Source organism: Streptomyces sp. NPDC057939 (assembly GCF_042887545.1).
GTDB lineage: Bacteria > Actinomycetota > Actinomycetes > Streptomycetales > Streptomycetaceae > Streptomyces.
In genome coordinates this window covers 75,790-97,460 of the sequence record NZ_JBHVPG010000032.1, presented here as the reverse complement: position 1 = coordinate 97,460, position 21,671 = coordinate 75,790, and the positions used below count along the sequence as shown (strand labels likewise).

Genomic DNA, 21,671 nt, shown 5'->3' with positions numbered 1-21,671 from the left:
CCCGTGGAAACGATCGCGCACCGGGTCGGCCTCTCCTCGGCCGTCAACCTGCGTCGGCGCTTCCACGAGGCAGTGCGCACGACGCCCGCCGCCTATCGGCGCACCTTCCGGACGGACGAGGCCGGGACGGAGACCAAAGCGGCGACACGGTGAGCCCCGTCCGCTGAGCTCCAGGAGACAGCTCGTCTGTGGGCGTGGTGTCAGCGGTGCCTGCGAGCATACGGGATCATGAAGCGATCCGACGATCTCCTGGCAGGGCTGGACGACATCGATTGGACGGCCCTGGGGCACGCCTACGGCAGCGCCGCGGATGTGCCCGGCCTGCTCCGGATGGTGTGCGGGCCGGACGAGGAGGCCCCGGAGAGCGCCTTCGGCAGTCTGTTCGGCAACATTTTCCATCAGGGCACCCGGTACTCGGCCTCTCCGTACGCCGTGCCGTTCCTGGCGCGGATCGCTGTCGCGGGCCCGGTCGGCGCTCGGGCCGACGCACTGCTGCTGCTGACCCGTCTGGCCATCGATTGGCACGACGAGTACGACCTCCCGCTCGGCATCGACACCGCCGCCTGGCGCGCCGCGGCCATCAGCCCCGAGGAAACCCTGCGCTGGTACGACGAGCAGATCGCCGCCGAATCCGATCAGGACCGGCTGGACGACTTGCGTGAGGCACGGGCCTACTGCGCGGCGGGACATCCCATGGACGCCCGCGAGGGCGCACTGCGCTCCTACGACGCGGTCCGCGCCCAGCTTCCCGTCCTCCTCGAACTGCTCGGCGACCGGGACCCGGACATCCGCACCAAGACCGCATACCTGCTCGGCTGGTTCCCCGAGGAGGCCACCACCACCCTGCCCCCGCTGCAGGCCTGCCTCGACGACGAGCGGGACCCGATCTGCATCGCCACGGTCCTGGTGACGGTCGGACTGCTCGCCGACCACGACTCGAACGGCCAACTCCGCCACCACCTCGACCACGAGCACCCCTTGCCGCGCTGGGCCGCCGCCACCGCCCTGACCCGCTTGCTGATCGCCCACCCGGCCTCCGCGCCCGGTCTGCCGCCCGCGGAGCGCATCGCCGCCGAACTGGCGGCCTTCGGCGCCGAGCCGGCCCCCGAGCCCGCCACCGCCCACCACGACGGCGACCTGCACGGCTACACCGTCCGCAGCCTGCTCCACCTGATGAGAGCTGCCCAGAACCCGGACGCAATCCTTCTGGAGATTGTCCGCGCCCTGCCTCGGATCGAGACGACCGAATGCGTGCCCCGCCCGCCGACGGTCCGCACCGAGAACCTGGCGGAAGAACTGTTCGACCCCGCTGACACCAGCCCGGTGTTCACCGAGCTCACTCCAAGAGGCCGGGATTTGCTGAAGATCATGGCCCTGACTGCCGCGGAACGCCATCCCATGCCGCTCGGCTCGGACCTCCACGAGACCTTTTGCTGGACGTGACTGGCTGGACGCCGCGTCAGGTCGAGGGAGGGGCGCTGCTGATGTCGGACCACGGGGTCTACGGCACGGGGGCCGCTGCGACTACGAGCCCGTCGGACCGGACGGCGGCCGGTACGTCTGGCGGGGCGATCCCCCCTGACTCAGGCGCACTCACACAGTTCGGCCCGGCCTGCGGGTCCTGCTGCGCACGGGCCGTGATGTGACCTGCCGGCACTGCCCGGAGGGCTGACGAAAGCCGGCCGCCGGGGGATGCACGGAGGTTCATTCCCCGGCGGCCGGCCGGCTGTCACGCTTCTCTGTTCTGGTGGAGTTGGCGGTTTGGGGTGGTGTCGCCTGGCAGTGTGGTGGTCGGTGGGGGGCTTGGCGGTGGTGGGAGTGTGACGGGTGTGCGTACGGGTTTGTGTGTGATGTGTGGTCGGCCGCCGTTGCCGGCGGGGTTCTTGGTCGAGGGGACGGTGAGGCTGGGTAGGCGGCGGTGGTGGGCGGGGTGGTTGGTGATCTGTGAGGCCTGCTACGTGGCGGGGGCTCCGGATCCGGTGACGGGTCTGTCCCGGCCGGCGTCGTCCCGGCGGTCTTCCGGGGCGGAGTGGTGGGGCCTGGTGGGGCGTGGTGAGGTGATGGACCCGGCGCCGTGTGTGGTCTGTGGTCAGGTGGTCGTCCGTCGAGCGGAGCGCTTGATGACGCACGTGTTGTGTTCGGCGGCGTGCCGCACATCCCGTACGCGGATCCGTAACGGCGGACAGGGTTCAGGAAAGCCGTGCGCGGGCTGCGGTGTTGAGGTGACCTTCGGGCGTGCCGATGCCCGCCACTGTTCGCCGGCCTGTCGACAGAGGTCGTACCGGCGCCGGCTCTCGCAGGATCCGCACGCGTAGCCGTTCCGACGCGAGCCGTGTTGCGGCCCGTCGACCCCCACGCGCACCTGTCACGTCTGCGGTTGTGCGGTGCTGGTCGTGTTACGGGTGTCCGTGCGGGAAGTGGCCCGGGTGGGCCCGTCGACCCCTACGTGCATCCGTCACGTCTGCGGGTGTGCGGTGCTGGCCGTGTTACGGGTGTACGTGCGGGTCGACTGGTCTATGGGCCGTGAAAACCGGCCGTTATGCCCAGTTCCGCTGAATGTTCCTGTATGTCTCGTTACGTTCCCTTCCGGGGGTCGGCTTGCGGCCCTCCACCATCGGAGGAGCCCGCATGACGCAGCTCGACAGCGATTTCGAGGACCGTCTTGCCCGGTTGAAGGCAGGGTTGAGTGGTGATCCGAAGGTCTCGCGGTCGGTGGACCGGCTGCGGCTGCGCCGCCCGGCCAACCTTCTGGCCGGGGTGACCTTGCACGCCGCGGCCCGCAAGGAGCGGCGCCTGGAACTGACCGAACTGGAGGAGAGCCTGCTCCACATGCTGCGCGGGGTGATCTCCGACGAGGAGATCACGGTGGCCGGCCAGGCGTTCCAGGAGGCCGCGCCCACGTCCCATGCCGGCCACCCGAGCCACTTTGGCCCGGCTCCACTTTGGCCCGGCTCCACCGACATTGCCGGCGTGGGCGGTCGGGCGCCGGTGTGCACGGCCTACCGCGCGAGCCAACCGCCTTGGGCCGTGTGTGGGACTGAGCCTGGCGTGTCGCAGTTGTCCTGCCCTTGTCTGCTTGCTTCTCGCCTAACCTGCCGGGCATGTCCAGCACGGAGCCCGACGAGGAACCTGCTCCGCGGCCACCTCATCACGCGGTGACCGATGGCCGGCGGGCCCGTTTGCTGAGGCCGAAGGTGCTGGCCCTCGTTGGCGCTGTTGCGACTGCTCTGATCATTACCGCGGTCACAACGCCCCTTGAGGAATTCATCAAGCGTCTCTTCGGCATCGACCAGCCGGAGAAGACCACGCTGCAACTGGTACCGACAGAGGTGGACCGACAGTCGCCGACTCAAGGCTGGATCGCGCCGAACAAGACGCTGCCGGTCGGAGAACGAGACTTCATCACCGAAACCATCCGGCAGTGGCAGACAAACGAGGAGGCGGTTCCCGCAGGCCGCCAGGTCATCTTCTTCACTCTCCAGAGCTCGACACCGAAGACCATCACCATCGACAGCCTGGAGATCCAGAAGGAATGCCAGGACGCTCTGGTGGGCCCCTACTTTCACTACCGGGGCGGCGGGCTGGTTACGTCCAAGATGATCTCCGTGGACTTGGACTCGCCGGTCACCACCATCGTTCCCGCCGACGGAGACATGGGTGGCGATCCAGAACGAGCGCCTGTCACCGCGTTCCCGTTCGTGGTGACCGACGAGGAGATGGTGCGGTTCGCCCTTATCGTCAAGGCCAAGACGCGGGATTGCCGTTGGAACGGCCTGCTGAACTGGACAGCGGACGGTCACAGAGGGTCCACAGAGATCAGCGACAAGGGAAAGATGCTGCGTCTGACAGGTACCTCGGCGATGACGGAGAACCAGCCGTACTGATCAGTGCGAGGAAGAGGAGGTGACCACCCGTCCGTTTTCGGCACCGCAGCGGCAGTTCCTGTCAGCCCTGCGATGGGGATCGCGATCGTGCCACGTGGGAAGACGCAGACCGTGTGAACCGGACCACCGATCGGCCGCGACGACGGCTTGGCCCGGCCCCCTGCCAAAGGGCCGGGCCAAGCCGGATGAAGGTTGGTGCACGTCGTGGGTTTACCGGAGGGCAGGTGACACGAGAACCCCTGCCGCACCCCATGATGGATTCGGGGGAAGGCCTTGGGGACGGCGAGTTCGCCGCGCGGATCGTGCGGCCGGCTACCAGTTGGTGCCGATCTGGGTGCGGTCGCCGAGGCCGCCGTTGCCGTTGCCGGGGTAGAAGTACAGGGCGCCGACCATACCTGCTGGGGCCTGGACGGCGTCCAAGTCGCCTTTGCCGTCGCCGTTGAAGTCCGCGCCGACGAGCTGCCGCATGCTGTCCCAGTTCGTACCGAACTGGGTGCGTGAGCCGAGGGTGTCCATCCCGTTCAGGGTGCCCGTGGAGGGGTACTTCCACAGCACTCCTGCGGCGTCCACGGCCACCAGGTCGTGCTTGCCGTCCGCGTCGAGGTCACCGGGGACCGTCAGCTCGGTCATCGTGCCCCAGCCCGAACCGATCTGGCTGCGCGTCCCCAGCGTGCCGGTGCCGTTCAGGGAACCGGTGCCCGGGTAGACCCACAGCGAACCGGCCGTGTCCAGGGCCACCAGATCCGCCTTGCCGTTCTTGTTCGCGTCCAGTGCGGTCAACTCCCGCATCGAGCCCCACCCGGAACCGATCTGCGTACGGGCGCCCAGGGTGCTCATGCCGGCCGCGTTTCCCGTGCCCGGGTACAGGTACAGGCTGCCCGAGGCGTCCACCGCCAGCAGGTCCGGCTTCCCGTCCCCCGTGAAGTCTGCGGCCGTCAGCTCGCTCAACGCGTCCCAGCCGGCGCCGATGCGGATCCGGTCGGCGAGGCCGCCGGCCCCGTTGCCGGGGTACAGCCAGAGGTTCCCCGTCCCGCTCTCGACACCGGTGAGGTCCGGCTTCCCGTCCCCCGTGAAGTCCGCCGCGGCCAGCCGTCCCATCCCCGCCGGAGGCTTGGGCCAAGGGGTGTTGACGACGCTGCGGTCACCGGGAGCCTCGCTGACGATCCAGAGCTGGTCGGTCCCCGGCCAGTAGGAGAGGTTCTCCGGATTCACCGCGGTGTGCGTGACGAGGCGTACGGGATTGCCCGGGCGTGCGTCGTAGAGGCAGCCGGCGTACTGGCGGATGTTGTTCTGGTCCGGCTGGTTCGCCGCGGGTACGAACTCCGGGCAGGCACCCGCGAGGACGAGCCGGCCGTTGTTCATGGAGACGCCCTGCGTGCCGCCGATAGGCGAGGCGAAGGCCTCCGAGGCCTTCACGCGGCCGGAGCCGTCGGCCTTGAGTACTCCGGTGGCGGGGTCGATGGGCCAACGCACGACGGGGGCGGACGCCTTCCCGAAGGTATTCTGGACCGCGGCGGGATCGCCCTCGGCGGTGATCAGGGCGGGCTGGGCACCGGTCAGGTCCAGCGAGCCGGCGGTGATGCAGGGGCGCTGGGGGACGCCGGCGTAGCTTCCGCAGCCGGTGCCCTGACCGGTGTACGCGTAACTGCCCTGGCGGGGCAGTACGTAGGCATGGCCCGCGCCCCGAGCCTTGCCGTCGGTGCCGAGGCCGAAGGCCGTGCCGGTGGTGACGTCCATCTTCCAGATGTCGTTGAGGTCGAAGACGTCGAAGCCGCTGCCGATGGAGGCGACGTACAGTTTGCTGCCTGCCCAGACGACGGCGTTGGCGTGGCCCCCGAGGATGGGGACGTAGTTGTCCCCGGCGCCGTTGAGGGCGGCGAGTTGGACGTGCCGGTAGGTGACGTCGGCGGGGTCCGTGACATCGGCCAGGGTGATGCGCTCGCTGCCGGAGGCTCCGTACCAGCCGGTGATGAGCACCTTGCGACCCCCCACGAGGGCCGCCGACTGTGAGGACTCCCCGGAACCGGTGAGGCCCTGAGGCGTCCAGGCGCCGGTGGCGTCATCGGCGGTGTTCCAGCAGAAGCCCTGGGCGCCGGTGATGTTGGACGGGTGGCACAGGCCCCGGCCGGTGCTGATTCCTGCGGTGTCGGCGAGTACGTCGGCCGCTTTGGCCCGCTTGAGCGCAGGGTGCGCGGCTTCGAAGGCCGCGATCCTCTCCGCCTCGCGGCCGTTGTCCGACTGGAGGCCCATGCCGGTGGTGCTGAGGGGCACGACCTTGTTGGGGGTGGCGATCGCACCGTCGGGGACGGTGGCGGCGCTGGCCGGGGTGGTGCCCAGGCAGGCGAGCGCCAGGGCCGCCGCGATCACGGCGCCGAGTGCGGCTGTGCGGGTTCGGGGGCGGAGGGCCATGGTGGCGCTCGTCCTTTCGGGAAGTGCGGAGGGAGGAAGAAGCCCCGGGCCGCTCCCGCACGAGGTGCGGGAGCGGCCCGGCGGACCTGGGCCCGTGCTGGGTGGGGCGGGTTACCAGCCGGAGCCGATCTGGACGCGGGTGCCCAGGGTGTTCATGCCGTTGAGCGTGCCGGTGCCCGGGTAGCTGTAGAACTTGCCGGTATCGCCGTTGGAGGCCTCGACCGCGTCCACGTCGCCGATGCCGTCGTTGTTGAAGTCGCCGCTCACCAGGTTGGTCATGGCGTTCCAGCCGGAGCCGATCTGGACGCGGGTGCCCAGGGTGTTCATGCCGTTGAACGTGCCGGTGCCCGGGTAGGCGTAGAGGTTTCCGGTCGAGACCTCACGGGCGACGATGTCGTCCTTGCCGTCGTTGTCGAGGTCACCGGGGCTGACGATGTCGTTCATGGCGTTCCAGCCGGAGCCGATCTGGACACGGTCGTTGAATCCGCCGTTGCCGTTGCCCGGGTAGGCGAACAGCTTGCCGTCGGAGCCCACCGCGAGCAGGTCGGTCTTGCCGTCCTTGTTGACGTCGGCGCCCGCCAGGTCGTGCATGGAGTCCCAGCCGGTGCCGGCCTGGATCCGGTTACCAAAGGTGCCGTCGCCGTTGCCAGGGTAGATCCACAGCTTGCCGTCGGCGTCGACGGCCGCTATGTCGCGGTGGGCGTCGGAGGTGAACTTGCCGGAGGACAGTTCGCTCATGGAGCCCCAGTTGCTGCCGACTTGGACACGTGCCCCGAGCTGCCCGCCGCTGGTGCCCGGGTAGTAGAAGAGCTTGCCGCTCGCGGACTCGACGGCGATGACGTCGGCGGCGGTGCTGCCGCCGAAGTTGCCGCCGGTCAAGTCGGTCATACCGGCGTCGGGGGCCGTCGGTGTGCCTTCGATGATCTTGTTGTAGCGGTAGGGCTTGAAGCCTGCGCTGTTGATGTAGCTGCGGGTGTAGGTGTTCTTCCGGGCGGTGAGGCCCGGCTTGGGCTGCTCGATGATGTTGGCCACGGTGTGACTCGCGTCGGTCCAGCCCGTGAAGAGCACGACGTGGGCGTCGATGTTGTTCAGCGCGTCACCGGGCTGGAGGTCGTCCAGGCCGGACAGCTTGGTGGAGACCTGCGGCAGCGAGTAGGTGGTCAGGCTGGTCCCGAGATGCCAAGCCAGGGAGACCAGCCCGGAGCAGTCCGTGCGGTAGTTGCGCCCCAGCGAGTCCGGAGCCACCGCGCCCTGGCTGTACGGGACCTGCTGGTCCACCCAGTACTGCGCTCGGGAGACGACCTCGGAGCGCGTGATGCTGCCGTTGACCGAAGAGCTGGTCGCGGCGACCGGTGAGGCGGACAGGGCGGCCGGGGAGGTGGCTTGGGGGGCGGCGTCCACCGCCGTGACGGCCGCTGCGGCCACGAGGGTCGCGATGGCGGTGGTCTTCAGGACACGGGTGATGACGGACACGAGGTCTCCTCGGGGTGGCGATGCGGGGCACCGCGGCGAAAGGGGTCTGCGTGGTGCGGGTGACGCGGAGTTCTGTGAGCGGTGCGGCTGCGGTGGCGCGGCTACCAGCCGGAGCCGATCTGGGCGCGGTTGCCGAAGCCGCCGCTGCCGTTGCCGGGGTAGAAGAAGAAGGCGCCGGTCGACCCGGTGGGGGCCTCGACGGCATCGAGGTCACCCTTGCCGTCGCCGTTGAAGTCGGCGCCGACCAGCTGGCGCATGCTGTCCCAGTTGGATCCGACCTGGGTCCGGGCGCCGAGGGTGTTCATGCCGGCCAGGGAGCCGGTGGTGGGGTACTTCCAGAGGGCGCCGGTCGCGTCGATGGCGAGGAGGTCGGGCTTGCCGTCGGTGTTCAGGTCGCCAGGGACGGCCAGTTCGGTCAGGCCGGCCCAGCCGGAACCGATCTGCGTGCGGGCACCCAGGGTGTTCATGCCGGCCAGGGAGCCGGTGCCCTGGTAGGACCACAGCGCTCCATTGGTGTCGATGGCCAGCAGGTCGGGCTTGGCGTCCTTGTTGACGTCGAGGGCCGTGAGGTCGCGCATCGAGCCCCAGCCGCCGCCGATCTGCGTACGGGCACCCAGGGTGTTCGTCCCGTTGGCGGCGCCGGTGCCGGGGTACGCGTACAAGGCTCCGGAGGAGTTCTCCACGGCCAACAGGTCGGCCTTGCCGTCACCGGTGAAGTCGGCGGCCGACAGCTTGCTCATACCGCCCCAGCCCGATCCGATCTGTATACGGGAACCGAGACCGCCAGCGCCGTTGCCCGGGTACAGCCACAGTTTTCCGGTGGCTGACTCGACACCGACCAGGTCCGCCTTGCCGTCACCGGTGAAGTCGGCCGCGGTGAGCTGGACCATGCCCACGGGGGCGGGCGGGGTGGGCGGGTAGGGATCGGCGTGGTCGTTCGCCAGGGGGCCGCCGCAGTTGGGCCAGGCCCGCCATCCCTGACCGGCGAGGATCTTCTCGCCTATCAGGATCTGCTGCTGCTTGGTTGCCTGGTGCGGATAGGAGGCGTACTCCTTGCCTCCGAAGGCGTTCCACGTGGGGAGCGAGATTTGCAGACCGCCGAAGTAGCTTCCGCTGGCGTCGATGATCTGCCAGTTTCCGGTGGCCTCGCACTGCGCGACCTTGTCCCAGGTGGCCACCGAAGCGGCCTGCGCGGAGCCGGCGGTGAGCAGCGGCGAGAGAACCAGGGACAGGGATGCGGTGGTGACGGCGGCCTTCAGGGCGCGGTTGAGCACGGAGAACTCTCCTGTGGGTGTGAAGTGAGGGAAGGAGGCCCGTCCCGGGTATGGGAGGGCGGACCGGCCCGGCGGGAGCGCTGTTCCGGTCGACGGATCGCGCGGTCGACCGCCGGTCGGTCGCGGTCAGTTGTCGAAGTTCCAACCGGCGCCGTTGTCGATGCGGGCGCCGAGCTTTCCGGCGCCGATACCCGGATAGACGTAGAGCTTTCCGTCGTTCTGGCGGGCCACGATGTCGTCCTTGCCGTCACCCGTGTAGTCGCCGGCTCCGGTGACGCCGGACATCACGTCCCAGCCGGTGCCCGCCTCGATGCGCGATCCGAGCGTCCCGTTGCCCAGGCCCGGATAGACGAACAGCTTGCCGGTGGCTTCCTCGACCGCTGCCACGTCGTTCTTGCCGTCGCCGGTCAGGTCCCCCGCTCCGGCAGCCACGCTCATCGAGTCCCAGTTGGTCCCGATCTGGACGCCACCGCCGAAGTGGCCGTCCGACTGGCCCGGGTAGAGGAACAGCTTGCCCGTCGCGGTCTCGACGGCCAACAGGTCACCCTTGCCGTCGCCGTTCAAGTCCTGCGTACCGGCGATGCGCATGTCGTTCCAGCCGGCCCCGTTGTCGACGCGGGCACCGAGGTGGCCGTTGGTCTGCCCCGGGTACACCCACAGCTTGCCGGTGGACTTCTCCACGGCCAGGACGTCGGAACGGGCATCGCCGGTAACGTCACCCACTCCGGTGATCTGGTCGATTGAGGCCCAGCCGCCGTTGTCGATGCGGGTGCCGAACCTGCCGTTGCCCAGGCCGGGGTAGACCCACAGGGTCTTTGCCCCTGTGCTTGCACGGGCCAGCAGGTCGGGCCTGCCGTCCCCGGTCAGGTCACCGACCGCCGAGACGGGGGCGGGTGACGCCGGCTCGGGGGATCGGCAGTTGCTGCTCGTGAGGTTGCTGGTGGAGTACGTATAGGTGCTTCCGTCGAAGACGGCGGGCTGCCCGACACCGTTGAGAGTCTGCTCGAAGTGCAGATGCGCACCGTCCGAGTTGCCGGTGCTGCCGACTCGGCCGATCATCTGACCTGCGGCGACGGTGGAGCCTGAGGTCACCGCCGTACTGGACAGGTGGGCGTAGTGGGTGGTCCAGCCGCCGCCATGGTCGATGCGGACATGAGTACCTGCCCAGCCGCCCCCGGAGTCGGCGACGGTCACGGTGCCTGCCGCGCTCGCTACGACCGGGCGGCCGGTGTCGTCGCCCGGATAGTGGTTCAGGTCCACCGAGTATGCGGGCGAGTGGCTTGAGTAGGTGGTCGCGGTCCATGTCTCACCGCACGGTGCGGGAAGCTGGAAGTCGGGGCGTCCGGCGGCCTGCGCGCTCGGGATGGCGACCAAGGAGGCGACGACGGCGGCGGCAGCGACCGCGGCGAGGGTGAGGGCACGCTTGGACATGGCGGGATCCTTGGATTGCTGTGGGGCGAGAAGAGTGAGGGCGCGTCAGGACTGACTGCCGACGGTGGCCGGCCCGAGGCTGCTGGTGATGCGGCGGGATGTGACGGCTGCCCTGCAGGAACAGCGGTCGGAGGCGGGCCGCGCGAGGCGACGGCAGGGGTGCTGCGGCGACGCGCTTGCATCAGAGGTGGTCACCAGTGCCGGCACGCCGGGACCGGGTAAAGGGGCTGTGGTCAGGACCAGACCGTGGCCTGCGTGCCCACGACGGGGCGGGACGGGCGATGCCGGGCGTGACGGTCGTACCGGGTATGGCGGATGCGATTTCAGGCATGGCGGGGCATGCCTCTGGCATGGGGGAACGGGGTGCCGCGGAAGTCGGGCCGATGGCTGGGCACACGGGCTCGGTGCGAGGGCTCAACCGAGGTGGCGGCGGCCTGCTAGCGGCAGTCCTGCAGGAGCAGTTGTGAGCCGATGGGCGAGGACCTGGTCCCCGTGGCGTGAGGTCAGGATCAGCCTGTGGTCTGCGCGATGGCCACTGGGGAGACCGGTGCGAGGGCGGTGACGGGACTGGAGACCGTGGAGGCCTGGGCGAGACGGAAGCGAAGCATGAAGACGGTCCTCTTCTGACGTGTTGCCGGTGCCCGGAACCGCTCTGCATCCCGCGGTGATGCTGTGTGGTCCGGTCTGCCGGGGCGGTGTTCCCTGCTGACGGGAACTACTCTCGCCGCCGCTCAGGCAGGGTGGAAGGGGTTCAGTCCGGACACAATGGGCCGTGGACTGTTCCGTCCACCGGCCCCGCCACCGCCCCCTCGGCGCTGTTGTGCGGGGGCAGCAACGATTCCCGGAATGGAACCACCATGGGTGCTTCGGCCCATAGCAGCGACCAGCCGACGAACTCCTCGTGACGCAGGGATCTTCGGCAGGGGGCGCGCCCCCTTCAGCTCGGCCGCGGCCAGCTCCTCACGCGCGGATACGGGCCGATCACCTTGCGCGGAACGACACCTGGGCCCAGCACGGCCGCACGCGGGTGGGATGCGGCGACCCCGCCCAGGCTGCGGGTTCACCGGGGTGCCGGCAGGGACAGGGGCGACTGGTGCCGGTATGCGCAACCAGCCACCGGAAGGCGTCGTGGGTGCCGATGAGGTCGAGGACCGTGAGGACCTGGGCCTGCGCGTTGGCCAGTACGAGGGTTCCACCTTCGCGAAGGCAGCGTCGGCGCAGGTGCAGGAGCATGGTCAGCCCGGAGGAGTCGGGGGCCAGGGCGAGCCCGAAGGCACGGCGCAGGCGGTTCAGGGCGTCGTCGGGATTCCGGCTGTGGCCGGCCGGGGTGATGTTCTGGGGCATCCGGTCGATCATCGCGTCGTGGGTGTGGGTCGACCGTCTACCGCTGACGGAAGACCGGCCCCGGGCATCATGCCGGGGCCGGGGCCCGTCGTCCGAGGGCATCGGGCGGGAAAACCACTTGCTCGGAGTGTGGTCGAGGGCGGGGGCGCATGGGGAAGAGTGGAGTCAGCCCAGTTGCTGGAGCAGGGGGAGGATGTTCTTGGGCTGGGCGTTGACCTGGGCGAGGACGGCGATGCCGGCCTGTTGGAGGATGCTGGCCTGGGTGTGGTTCGCGGTTTCGAGGGCGTAGTCGGTGCGCTCGTGTGCGGCGCTGCGGTTGACCACGCCGGTGTCCTGGGTGCGGATGCTGGACTCGAAGCGGTTTTGGACGGCGCCGAGGATCGAGCGCAGGCCGGTGACCTCGACCAGCGCCGCGTCGATCTGGGAGAGCGGGTCGATCAGGAAGGTACCGGCCGTCACCGCGTCGTTCTTGCCGGTGGCCGCGGGCCTGCCGTCCTGGTCGGTGTAGTTGATCCGTGTGGGTTCGGTCGCGTCGGTGAAGGCGAGCGTTTTGGAAACATCGTAGGACTCCAGGCCGAGCGTGTTGACGTTGAGCATCTTCATGGCGACGGCGATGATGTCGCCGTCGTTGGCGCCGGTCTGGAAGTTCATGCTGGTGTTCTTCGCCAGCACCTTGATCCCGTTGAACTGGGTCTGCTGCGAGATGGTGTCGATGGCCTCCAGCCGCTGGGCGACCTCCTGCTGAATGGCAGTGCGGTCGGTGACGGCGTGGATGCCGTTGGCGGCCTGGACGGTCAGCATGCGGATGCGCTGGAGGTTGTTGGTGACTTCCTTCAGCGCGCCGTCGGTGGTCTGTGCGAGGGCGATGGCGTCGTTGCTGTTGCGCGATGCCTGGACGGATCCGTTGATCTGGGTGGTCATGCGGTCGGAGATGGCCAGGCCCGCCGCGTCGTCCTTCGAGGAGTTGATGCGTTTGCCGGAGGCGAGCCGCTCGGCAGCCACTCCCATGGTGGAGCCGGTGATGTTGAGGTAGTTCTGCGTGGTGAGCGACATGATGTTGGTGTTGAGCGTCAGCATGTGATCAGTCCCAGTCGGTGGTCGTGGAGGTTCGGGAAGCGCTACGCGGGCGTCACGTTCACGTCGTCCTGTGCCAGGACGAATCGCAGGACATCGACATCGACCCAGCCGTACGGGGAGATCGCGTCGATGAACACCGGCAGGGTCCGCGTCAGCTCCGCGATGACCTCGGCCCTGTCCTGACCTCGCGCCGCGGCGGCCTCGGCGATCTTTTCCTCGCCGAGTGCCTGGACCACCTGCTCCTCGGTGAGAGGTTCGTTGGGGCCGGAGCCCAGCCAGGAACCGCTTTGTGGCAGGGCTGCCGCAAGAGCCCGCGTCTCGGCCACGATCTGCTCGGCGGCCGCTTCCTCCTCGGGGGTCAGGTAAGCGATCTTCGATGCCTTGCGGAACGCCTCGACGGTCTCGGCCGGAATCGCGTCCACCAGAGCGGGGATCTCCACAGCCAGAGCGGCTGCGGCTTCCGCTTCGCTGACCTGTGCCAGCTCCGCCAGTTGCCTGAGCATGCCGGCGGGGGCGGCGGCGGCCACTTCTTCCGCAGACAGTGGTTCGTTGGCGCCGTGGCCGATCCAGGACTCGAACTTGGCCGATGTTCCGGGCCCGGCCGACAGGGCCGTCAGCAGCTGTCCCAGCACAGGGGCCACCGTGGTCTCGCTCATCGAACTCCCTCGGTAATGATCTTGCCAACGCCTGGAACGCTACCGAATGCGAGAATTCGACGACAGAGCGTGATCCGGCCATGCCGGTCGCGCCATCCGCATTGTCGAAGGCGCGGAGACAGGTCGGCTGAACCGCTCGGCCGGCGTACGGCGACGCACCCGTCGTGCGAGCGGCAGCCACCCGTGCTCGCGCCCATCAACATCGGCCCCGCCCACAGAGACGGGCAGGCACGTTCTTCTCCCTCCATCGCTCCCGGCCGCAACGCAGGCGATCCGACTCCTCGACGCGGCTTCCGACGGGGAGGCCAGGGACATTGCACCCGCTGTGAGCCCCCAACCCCCGAGGCGAAGCAACAGCGCGACACACCGACCATCGGGCGCGGGTGCGGTTGTCATGGCTGGTGTCGGGATCCGGCCGTTCTCGGATGTTCGAATGACCTGTTCGTCACTCTTCGTTACGTTTCTTTCGCGGGCTGACCTTCGGCCCTTGTGACCCGAAGGAGTGACGGATGACGCAGCTCGACATCAACTTCGAGGACCGTCTTGCCCGGTTGAAGGCCGGCCTGAGTGGTGATCCGAAGGTCTCGCGGTCGGTGGACCGGCTGCGGCTGCGCCGGCCGGCCAACCTTCTGGCCGGGGTGACCTTGCACGCCGCGGCCCGCAAGGAGCGGGGCCTGGAACTGACCGAACTGGAGGAGAGCCTGCTCCACATGCTGCGCGGGGTGATCTCCGACGAGGAGATCACCGCGGCCGGCCAGGCGTTCCAGGAGGCCGCGCCCACGGGCGTGGACCAGGTCTTCCCCACCGAGATCGCACGCCTCACCACTGCCGACCCCTACACGCTCGCCGACCTGGGCCGCGACCTGACCGCCCTGCTGCCCGGCATCCTCGCGCAGCCGAACGTGAACATCGTCGACGTCACCACCCTGTCCGAGGGACAGCCGGTGGACGACGAAGTGTTCCTGGAGGCGATGGCGGCCACCGGGTCCGGCGCCACGGTACTGACCGCGCCCCCCGCCCAGGAGGTCGCCGACTCGCTGGTCCTGCCCACCACGCTGACACTGAAGAGCTTCACCTGCGTGCGCTCCACCGACGACCAGTGGAACAGCTCGGACGAGATCTACTGGATGTGCGCCGCCGGCGCCGACAGCAACGCCCGCAGCACCTACGCCTCACCCCAGTTCGGCGACGTCGACAGCGGCGAGAGCAGGCCCTTCCCCGCCGGGGCGCACCTCTTCCACGGAGAGGTCGGCCATCACCTGATGACCAACATCCAGTGCTGGGAGAAGGACCAGGGCGACGTCTTCGGCGAACTGCGCGCCCGACTGCGTGACGTTGCTGATGCCTGCGCCACGGCCGCGGTGAGCATCATCAAGGACGGCGAGAAGCAGGAAGCGGCCCTCGCGGCCGTCATCGCGGTCGTCGCGGCCCTGTTGGACTGGGTCCTGGGATGGCTCTCCAACGACGACGACCTGGTGGCCGAGCGCAGCGTGGCCTACACCCGTGCCGGCCTTCAGGCCCTGAACGGTAGGGACACCGTTCTGGACTTCACCGGCAACGGCCACTACCGACTGACCTTCACTGCCCAGACCGGGCCGCTGCGCCAGCCGACGGCCACCACGCAGGTCGTGTACAAGAAGATCGGGATGTGGGACGACGGCCAGTGGAGCGCCACCCAGACCATCGGCCTGAACAGCCCCTTCGGACCCGCCCAGGCCGCCGCTTTCAATCTCCATTTCCTGGCCACCGAGGACAGCAGCCGGCAGGCGCTTCACGGGCGTCAGCACGACAACTCGGGCATCGGCGGCTGGTGGCAACTCGCAGCCGGCTGCGGCGCCCGCCCCGCGTTGGCCCGGCACGGGCAGAACACCATCTACGCGTTCAGGGGCAAGGGCACCGACCGCGCCGTCCACTGGGGGGTCGTCGCCCACAATGGCGCCACCCCGAACACCTTCCCCGACCTGACCTCCAGCCACGGGCCCGCCCTGTGCTCCTTCAACAACGCGCTGCACTGCGTGGTCGCCGACGGCAGCACCGGCCGGCTGATGCACGCCAGCGCTCCCGACGGCACCAACTGGAGCCCCTTCACCCCGCTCGGTGGCCCCTTCAAAGCCGTCGGCAGCCCGGCACTCGTGGCGTTCAACGGCAAGCTCTACTGCGTCTACCCGGCCAAACACGGCGACTCGTCCCCACAACAGGACGGAGCGCTTACCTCGATGACCTTCGACGGCACCAAGTGGAGCAACCTGTCCTCGCCCCTTCCCGGGGACCGCAAGACGGCTCCCGGCGCCGGTGTGGGCCTGGCCGTCAAGGACGGGAAGATCTGGTGCGCCGTCCGCGGTCCCGAAGGCGACCAGGGCCTGTATTGGGCCACCTACGACGGCACCACCTGGAGTGCCTTCACCCAGATCGCCGGAGCGTGGAGCGCGGACACCCCCAGCCTGGCCTACTGGGACGGCAACCCCGCGGTCAACCGTCACGGCATTTACCTCACCTACCGGGGCCCGGGCGCCAGGTGACCGCCGCGACTGACCCCCGGATGTTTCCCACGATCGGTCGCGACGTCTTGCGGTTCTGATTCCGGTTCGTTGATCGGCCTGTTCGGCAGGGGATCGTGCCTGTTGGGGAGGTTTCAGGACGTTTTGTGGCGGACAAGTGCGGATGGTGTTTTGTGGGGGTGTTGGTTGCGTAGTCCTGCCTGCGTGTGGCCCCGGTCGGGGCGGCATCGGTTTCGGGAACGAGCAGGCGGGACGCGTACATGGCGGACGGGACGACCGAGCAGCAGAGGCTGGAACGACTGAAGGGGCTGCTGACCGGGACGCGGGCGACGACGAGGGCCGGGCGGGCGCTGGCGGGTGTCGAGCACGGGAACGTGGTGATCGGTGCGGCGCTGCATGCCGCGGACCGGTTGCGGCAGGGGCAGCCGGCCACCGATCTGGAGGAGCGGCTCCTGGGTGTGCTGGGGGCCGCGTTGTCGGAGGAGGAGATCCGGGCGTGGGGTCGGGTGTACCGGGAGTCGGTGGACAAGCTCGGTACCGGGGTGGCGGTGGTGCCGGCGTCGATCAGCGGCCGGCCGGCGGGGTCCGGGTTCAGTCTGTCGGATCTGGCGAGCGGGTTCGCGCCGGTGGCCTCGGAGGCGCTTGCGCAGCCGAACATGTCGGTGATTGATCCCGAGGCGCTGGCCGCGGGCGGGAACCTGGACAGTGCCGAGTTCCTGGCGGGGATGCGGGACGCCGGGTTCGGAGCCAGCGTCTTCGCCCGTCCGGCCTCCGCGCGGTCGGGCAGGAGCGCGGGCGAGGCGGCGGAGGACCCGACCGCGCAGTCGCGCGCCGCGCAGGCCGGGCCGGACGGGCTGCGGGAGTTCGCCGCGCGGCTGGAGCTGGAGTCCTTCTACGTCGTGGAGGCCGTCGGCGACCAGGGCGGCGGCAAGGACGAGATCTACTGGTGCTCCTCATCGGGCAGCGACAAGACATCCGGGAGGTCGTACACCTCCCAGGTCTTCGGAGGGGTCAAGAAGGGCCAGACGCTCACCTTTCCTTCCGGGGACCGGACGGTGTTCTGGGGCAGTACCACCGGCTCGGTGGTACTGGCCGTGTACTGCTGGGAGTCCGACCAGTCCAGCAGTGAGTGGTACGACGCCCTGCAGAAGCAGCTCAATGATCTGTGCACCTACATTTTCAGCAGCCCGACCTGGGAACTGGCGACCGGCGTGATGCCGGGCGCGGACCTGCTCGGGCTGGCCGGCGAGGCCATCAAGCTCGGCGCGTTCCTGATGGAGGCCCTGCGCAACAAGGACGACCTGTCCAGCTCCCGGATCATCGTCCTGGACCAGCGTGACCTGGCCATCATGGACAGGCAGGGCAGCGCCGAGTTCCACTTCAACGGCGACGGCCACCACACCCTGAAGATCAACTACACCGGCGCCCCCGTTCCCTTCCCCACCGGCACCCTCGAATACGCCGTCCGGACGGGCGGCAAGTGGGGCAAGGCCATCAACCTGCCCTGGCAGACGGCCAGCGCGCCCGCCCTCGCCTCCTTCGACGGATCCCTGTACGCCGCGTACGTCGACCCCGGCAGCGAACGGGTGATGTGGACCCGGCTCACCGACGGCGTCTGGAGCGATCCCCGGCAGATCAGCGACGGCTGGAGCTACTGCGCCCCGGCCCTGGCCGTCTTCGACGGACGCCTGTACGCGGCGATCACCGGCCGCGACAACAGCGTCCACCTCGCCGACCTCCAGCCCGGCCAGGACACCTGGGGCTATCTCGTTCACCAGCACAACCTCGAAACCACCCTGGCGCCCGCACTCGCCGCCTACGACAACCGGCTGTGGATGTCCACGGTCGGCACCGACGACAACATCTGGCACGGCTGCTGCCGGAGCGCCGACGGGGACTGGGACTGGTGGGAGGACTCCACCGACTGGACCTCACGCAGCCCCATCGGCCTCGTCTCCTCCTACGCCGAACTGTGGCGGATGATCCGCGGCGAGAAGAACGAGGTGTATCTCGGCAGCCTCGCCGGCGCCGGACGCGACCAGATCATCGACCGATACAAGGCCACCGCCGGACTGGCTGGAGCCCACTACCAGGGCTCCAACTGGCTCTTCCACCGCGGCGGCGCCGGCGAACTCTGCGCCGCCGAGAACCCCGCCTGGAACGACACCACCACCCTCAGCCCCACAGGCACCAGCATCCTCGGCGAACCCGCCGCCGCCGTGCACCAGGACAAGCTGTACGTCATGTGGCACCGCTGACACCCGACCCGGCTCCCGACCCCCGCGGCGGGGATCGGGAGCCGGCCGCTGGGCGGACGACCAGGACCGGAGGTGAGAGCGGAGCCGGAGGGCGCCGGTCATTGCGTGCAGAAGGCCGGGATCACCGGTGACCCGAAGCGGTTCAAGGAGTACTTCGAGGAGTGCCTTCGGTCTCGGTTTGAGAACCCGTACTCGGTGCTGTTCACCGCGATGCCCCCGGATTGGTCCGCCCGGCGGGTCTGGTCGAGGGCCGCCTTGTCGAATGACGATTTCTGGCTTGTGCCGGCGAGGTCGTTCCTGAGAAGGCTTTACCGCGCCGCGGTGAAGAACGTGGTGAGCACGGGCGCGAGGACGTGTGGGTCGACGTTGTGGTTCTGGCCGGGCAGGGCGCGCAGGGTGTAGTTGTCCCCGTGGGAGGCGAGTTCTTTCGCCCCGTTGGTCATGTAGGTCTCGCCCGCGCTGCCGTGGCCGACCAGAACGGACACCTTCACGGACTGCCACCGGTCGGTGGGCAGTGGCCGGCCGGTCATGGTGTCCCTCATCAACTGGCCGTCGTAGGGCAGGGTTGGGGCGGTCGCCTCCCACGCCGCCCAGACGGGGGTGTCCCGCATCGCGGCGACGGCTTCGCGCGGCATGGCCAGGCCCGTGGTCAGGAAGTAGGTGAGCGCCTCGGTGGTGTCTCCTCGCGCGATGAGCGCTTTCACGCGGGTGACGTAATCGGCGGGCAGCGGTGGGCGGGTCCGGTCGACGATGAACGGTGGTTCGTACAGGGCCAGGGCGGAGACAGCGCTGCCCCTGGCCACGGCCTCCAGGGCCAGGACCGCTCCGGAGGACATCCCGAAGAGCCGCACCGGTCCGCCCGCCAGCTCGATCAGCGCGTCCAGGTCGTCGATCTCGCGCTGCACGTCATAGACATCGCTGTCACCGCTGTCACCGCGGCCCCTGCGGTCGTAGTTGATGACCGTGAAGTCACGTGCGAGCAGGGAGGCCAGCGGTGCGTGCCGGGCCCGGGTCATCAAGGTGCCGCCGACAAGAATCAGTGTCGGGCCCGTGTCGCCGTGTCGCTCGAAGGCGATCGCGGTTCCGTCGGAGCTGATTACCTTGAACATGCTTCCCCCGCTGTTGAAGTCGTTCGGGCCTCGTGGGCACGCCGTCGGGTTGATGCCCTCGGCACGACCGGGCACCGGGTCGGCGGGGCGACCCATGTGATCAAGGACCTGGCAGTACGGTACGTCCGCCAACTGCCGCGGTGACCTGTGCGGACGGACAAGATCATGTGCCCGCCACCTGGTCGAACCACCACATGGCAACCCGATGTCGCCATGGGAACGGGTGAGTCCGGCGCTGCCGGTCCGTCTCCGGCCGACGGGCCGAACCGTCCAAGCGCGTACCTTGTGGCACACCCCCCCTGCTCCCGGGTGGCTGCGGGTAGGCATGCCGGGCGGGGGAGAGAGTCGGTGGGAGAACCATCGGGCTTCTGTGGCGCGTCCCCAGGGAGGCAGGGGCCGGCATGCAGTGGCTTCCCGAGCGGGTGCCGTCACGCGAAGAGCGAGGGGGAGGCAGCGTGCCTGATTGGTTGCTCGCTGTGTGCGTACCGGTGGGTCTAGTGCTGTGACCGGGAAGGTTCGCCGGGTTGCTCGTCGTGCTGGTTGGAAATGCTTCCCGGACCAGTGGGGAGGCGGGATGGCGCAACCGGTCCGGATTCGCAGGCTGACGGAGCATGAGGGGCGGAAACTTCAGTACATCGTGCGGCGGGGCAGTGGCACCTCGGTGCGGTTCCGGCGGGCGATGATGCTGCTGGCCTCGGCCAGCGGAAGCACGGTCCCGGTCATAGCCCGTCTGGTCCAGGCGGACGAGGACACTGTCCGCGACCTGATCCACAAGTTCAACGAGATCGGGCTTGCATGCCTTAACCCTCGATGGGCGGGAGGCCGTCCCCGCCTTCTCGATCGTGACGACGAGGACTTCGTCGTCCAGACGGCCACTACCCGCCCGACCGTCCTGGGCATGCCCTTCACCCGCTGGTCCATCCGCAAGCTCGCCGATCACCTGCGGCGGGACATTGCCCGGCCCGTCCGGATCGGCCGCGAGGCTCTGCGGTGCTTACTGTCCCGCCGCGGGATCTCCTTCCAGCACGAAGACCTGGAAGGAGTCCCCGGACCCCGACTTCGACACAAAGCTCGCCCGAATCGAGTACGCGATCAACCAGCGGCCTGACCGCACGTTCGCGTTCGACGAGTTCGGACCGCTGGGCATCCGCCCGACCGCCGGCTCTTGCTGGGCAGAACAGGGCAGGCCAGATCGACTGCCGGCGACGTTCCGCCGAACCCACGGGATCACCTACTTCCACGGCTGCTACTCCGTCGGCGACGACCAGATGTGGGGGATCAACCGGCGCCGCAAAGGCATCGACCACACCTGGGCAGCCTTGCGAACCATTCGGGCCGCCCGCCCGCCCGGACGGCGCCCCGATCTACGTGATTCTCGACAACCTCTCCGCCCACACGAACTCGCGGATGAAAAGGCGGGCGGCCAAGAACAAGGTTGAGCTGTGCTTCACCCCGACCTACGCCTCCTGGGCCAACCCCATCGAGGCCCCCTTCGGACCGCTGCGGCAGTTCACCCTGGCCAACTCGAACCATCCCAACCACACGGTTCAAACCCGGGCCCTCCACGCCTACCTGCGCTGGCGCAACCGAAACGCTCGCCACCCCGGCGTCCTCGCAGCCCAACGACGTGAACGAGCCCGCATCCGCAGCGAGAAGGGTGTCCGCTGGGGAGGGCGTCCCACCACGATGGTGGCCTGAACGACTACACCTGCTCCTGATACACCCTGATCTTGTTCGGCTTGAGTCTGTGGATCGTTGCCCAGGCTGTTCGCTCGGTCAGTCCTTGAGCCCACTCTTCGAGATCGTCTCCGGCATCGTGGAAGAACCACGAGTCGAAGCTTCCGAGGACCTCCAGGGCGGGTGCGAGCCCGTATCTGAGCTCGCAGTGGACCTGCACGTAATGGTCGTGATCACCGTTGCTCTCGGAGATCTCGAACTGTCGGGTGAGGTCCAGCGTGAATGCCGGAGGACCGTCGAACGCGTGGGTCCCGTACTGGAACAGAAGACCGTCAGCGTCGGGTGTGTCCGGGACATCGAACAGCCGTCGGCCGAATCGGAGGAAGGCAAGCCAGAGGTCTTCCGTGACCAGTTCGTCAAGCGCTCGCTGCCCTGACCCCAGTTCGCCCTCAAGCAGTCCCACGGCCTCGTCCACCGACAGTCCCCGCGTCATGCCCGACCTCCTCGTCCACCGCAGCCGGGCTCAGGGTACTGATCCCGGTGAACCTTCCCGGTCACAGCACTAGGCGAGCCGACCGGCT

General features: G+C 68.8%; 14 protein-coding genes and 2 pseudogenes. 7 read left to right on the top strand and 9 right to left on the bottom strand.

Annotated elements, in window-relative coordinates:
• From ACFVS6_RS28705 to ACFVS6_RS28690, 4 genes and pseudogenes are all read left to right on the top strand, one after another.
• Positions 1-153, top strand: a pseudogene (locus ACFVS6_RS28705) (AraC family transcriptional regulator); the annotation flags it as partial.
• A 75-nt stretch (positions 154-228) separates the two neighbouring features.
• On the top strand, positions 229-1,443 hold the full coding sequence (locus ACFVS6_RS28700; RefSeq protein ID WP_389708261.1) for a HEAT repeat domain-containing protein: 1,215 nt from the start codon (positions 229-231) through the stop codon (positions 1,441-1,443).
• Positions 1,444-2,628: 1,185 nt separating this feature from the next.
• Complete coding sequence (locus ACFVS6_RS28695) at positions 2,629-3,159, top strand: hypothetical protein (protein WP_389708259.1); 531 nt, start codon at positions 2,629-2,631, stop codon at positions 3,157-3,159.
• On the top strand, positions 3,102-3,884 hold the full coding sequence (locus ACFVS6_RS28690; RefSeq protein WP_389708257.1) for a hypothetical protein: 783 nt from the start codon (positions 3,102-3,104) through the stop codon (positions 3,882-3,884). The genes ACFVS6_RS28695 and ACFVS6_RS28690 overlap by 58 nt, the downstream gene beginning before the upstream one ends.
• A 312-nt stretch (positions 3,885-4,196) precedes the next feature.
• Here ACFVS6_RS28690 and ACFVS6_RS28685 read toward each other — a convergent pair whose 3' ends face one another.
• The 7 genes from ACFVS6_RS28685 to ACFVS6_RS28655 all read right to left on the bottom strand — a co-directional run bounded on the left by ACFVS6_RS28685 (position 4,197) and on the right by ACFVS6_RS28655 (position 13,548).
• Positions 4,197-6,293: an FG-GAP repeat domain-containing protein gene (locus ACFVS6_RS28685; protein WP_389708255.1), complete on the bottom strand. Its 2,097-nt coding sequence runs from the start codon at positions 6,291-6,293 to the stop codon at positions 4,197-4,199.
• Between the two features lie 111 nt (positions 6,294-6,404).
• Entirely contained in the window at positions 6,405-7,766 is a 1,362-nt protein-coding gene (locus tag ACFVS6_RS28680) for an FG-GAP-like repeat-containing protein (RefSeq protein WP_389708253.1), read from the bottom strand.
• A gap of 101 nt (positions 7,767-7,867) precedes the next feature.
• Complete coding sequence (locus ACFVS6_RS28675; RefSeq protein ID WP_389708251.1) at positions 7,868-9,040, bottom strand: FG-GAP-like repeat-containing protein; 1,173 nt, start codon at positions 9,038-9,040, stop codon at positions 7,868-7,870.
• Positions 9,041-9,166: 126 nt separating this feature from the next.
• Entirely contained in the window at positions 9,167-10,471 is a 1,305-nt protein-coding gene (locus tag ACFVS6_RS28670; protein WP_389708249.1) for an FG-GAP-like repeat-containing protein, read from the bottom strand.
• Between the two features lie 981 nt (positions 10,472-11,452).
• Positions 11,453-11,815: an STAS domain-containing protein gene (locus tag ACFVS6_RS28665; RefSeq protein WP_389708247.1), complete on the bottom strand. Its 363-nt coding sequence runs from the start codon at positions 11,813-11,815 to the stop codon at positions 11,453-11,455.
• A 165-nt stretch (positions 11,816-11,980) separates the two neighbouring features.
• Entirely contained in the window at positions 11,981-12,892 is a 912-nt protein-coding gene (locus tag ACFVS6_RS28660) for a flagellin (RefSeq protein WP_389708245.1), read from the bottom strand.
• A 41-nt stretch (positions 12,893-12,933) separates the two neighbouring features.
• Positions 12,934-13,548 carry a YidB family protein gene (locus tag ACFVS6_RS28655; RefSeq protein ID WP_389708243.1) on the bottom strand — a complete coding sequence of 205 codons (615 nt, stop codon included), beginning with the start codon at positions 13,546-13,548 and terminating at the stop codon, positions 12,934-12,936.
• A 509-nt stretch (positions 13,549-14,057) separates the two neighbouring features.
• Here ACFVS6_RS28655 and ACFVS6_RS28650 point away from each other — a divergent pair.
• Together ACFVS6_RS28650 and ACFVS6_RS28645 are read left to right on the top strand one after the other, a co-directional pair.
• Positions 14,058-16,067 carry a hypothetical protein gene (locus tag ACFVS6_RS28650; RefSeq protein WP_389708241.1) on the top strand — a complete coding sequence of 670 codons (2,010 nt, stop codon included), beginning with the start codon at positions 14,058-14,060 and terminating at the stop codon, positions 16,065-16,067.
• 239 nt (positions 16,068-16,306) lie between these two features.
• Entirely contained in the window at positions 16,307-18,304 is a 1,998-nt protein-coding gene (locus tag ACFVS6_RS28645; protein ID WP_389708239.1) for a hypothetical protein, read from the top strand.
• Between the two features lie 308 nt (positions 18,305-18,612).
• Here the strand turns inward: ACFVS6_RS28645 and ACFVS6_RS28640 are convergent, their stop codons facing one another.
• Positions 18,613-19,413, bottom strand: a complete 801-nt coding sequence (locus ACFVS6_RS28640; protein WP_389708237.1) for an alpha/beta fold hydrolase — start codon at positions 19,411-19,413, stop codon at positions 18,613-18,615.
• Positions 19,414-19,987: 574 nt separating this feature from the next.
• On the opposite strand from ACFVS6_RS28640, the pseudogene ACFVS6_RS28635 reads away from it, so the two are divergent.
• A pseudogene (locus ACFVS6_RS28635) lies at positions 19,988-21,111 on the top strand (IS630 family transposase).
• 4 nt (positions 21,112-21,115) lie between these two features.
• On the opposite strand, the gene ACFVS6_RS28630 reads toward ACFVS6_RS28635, so the two are convergent.
• Complete coding sequence (locus ACFVS6_RS28630) at positions 21,116-21,583, bottom strand: hypothetical protein (protein WP_389708235.1); 468 nt, start codon at positions 21,581-21,583, stop codon at positions 21,116-21,118.
• Positions 21,584-21,671 lie beyond the last annotated feature (88 nt).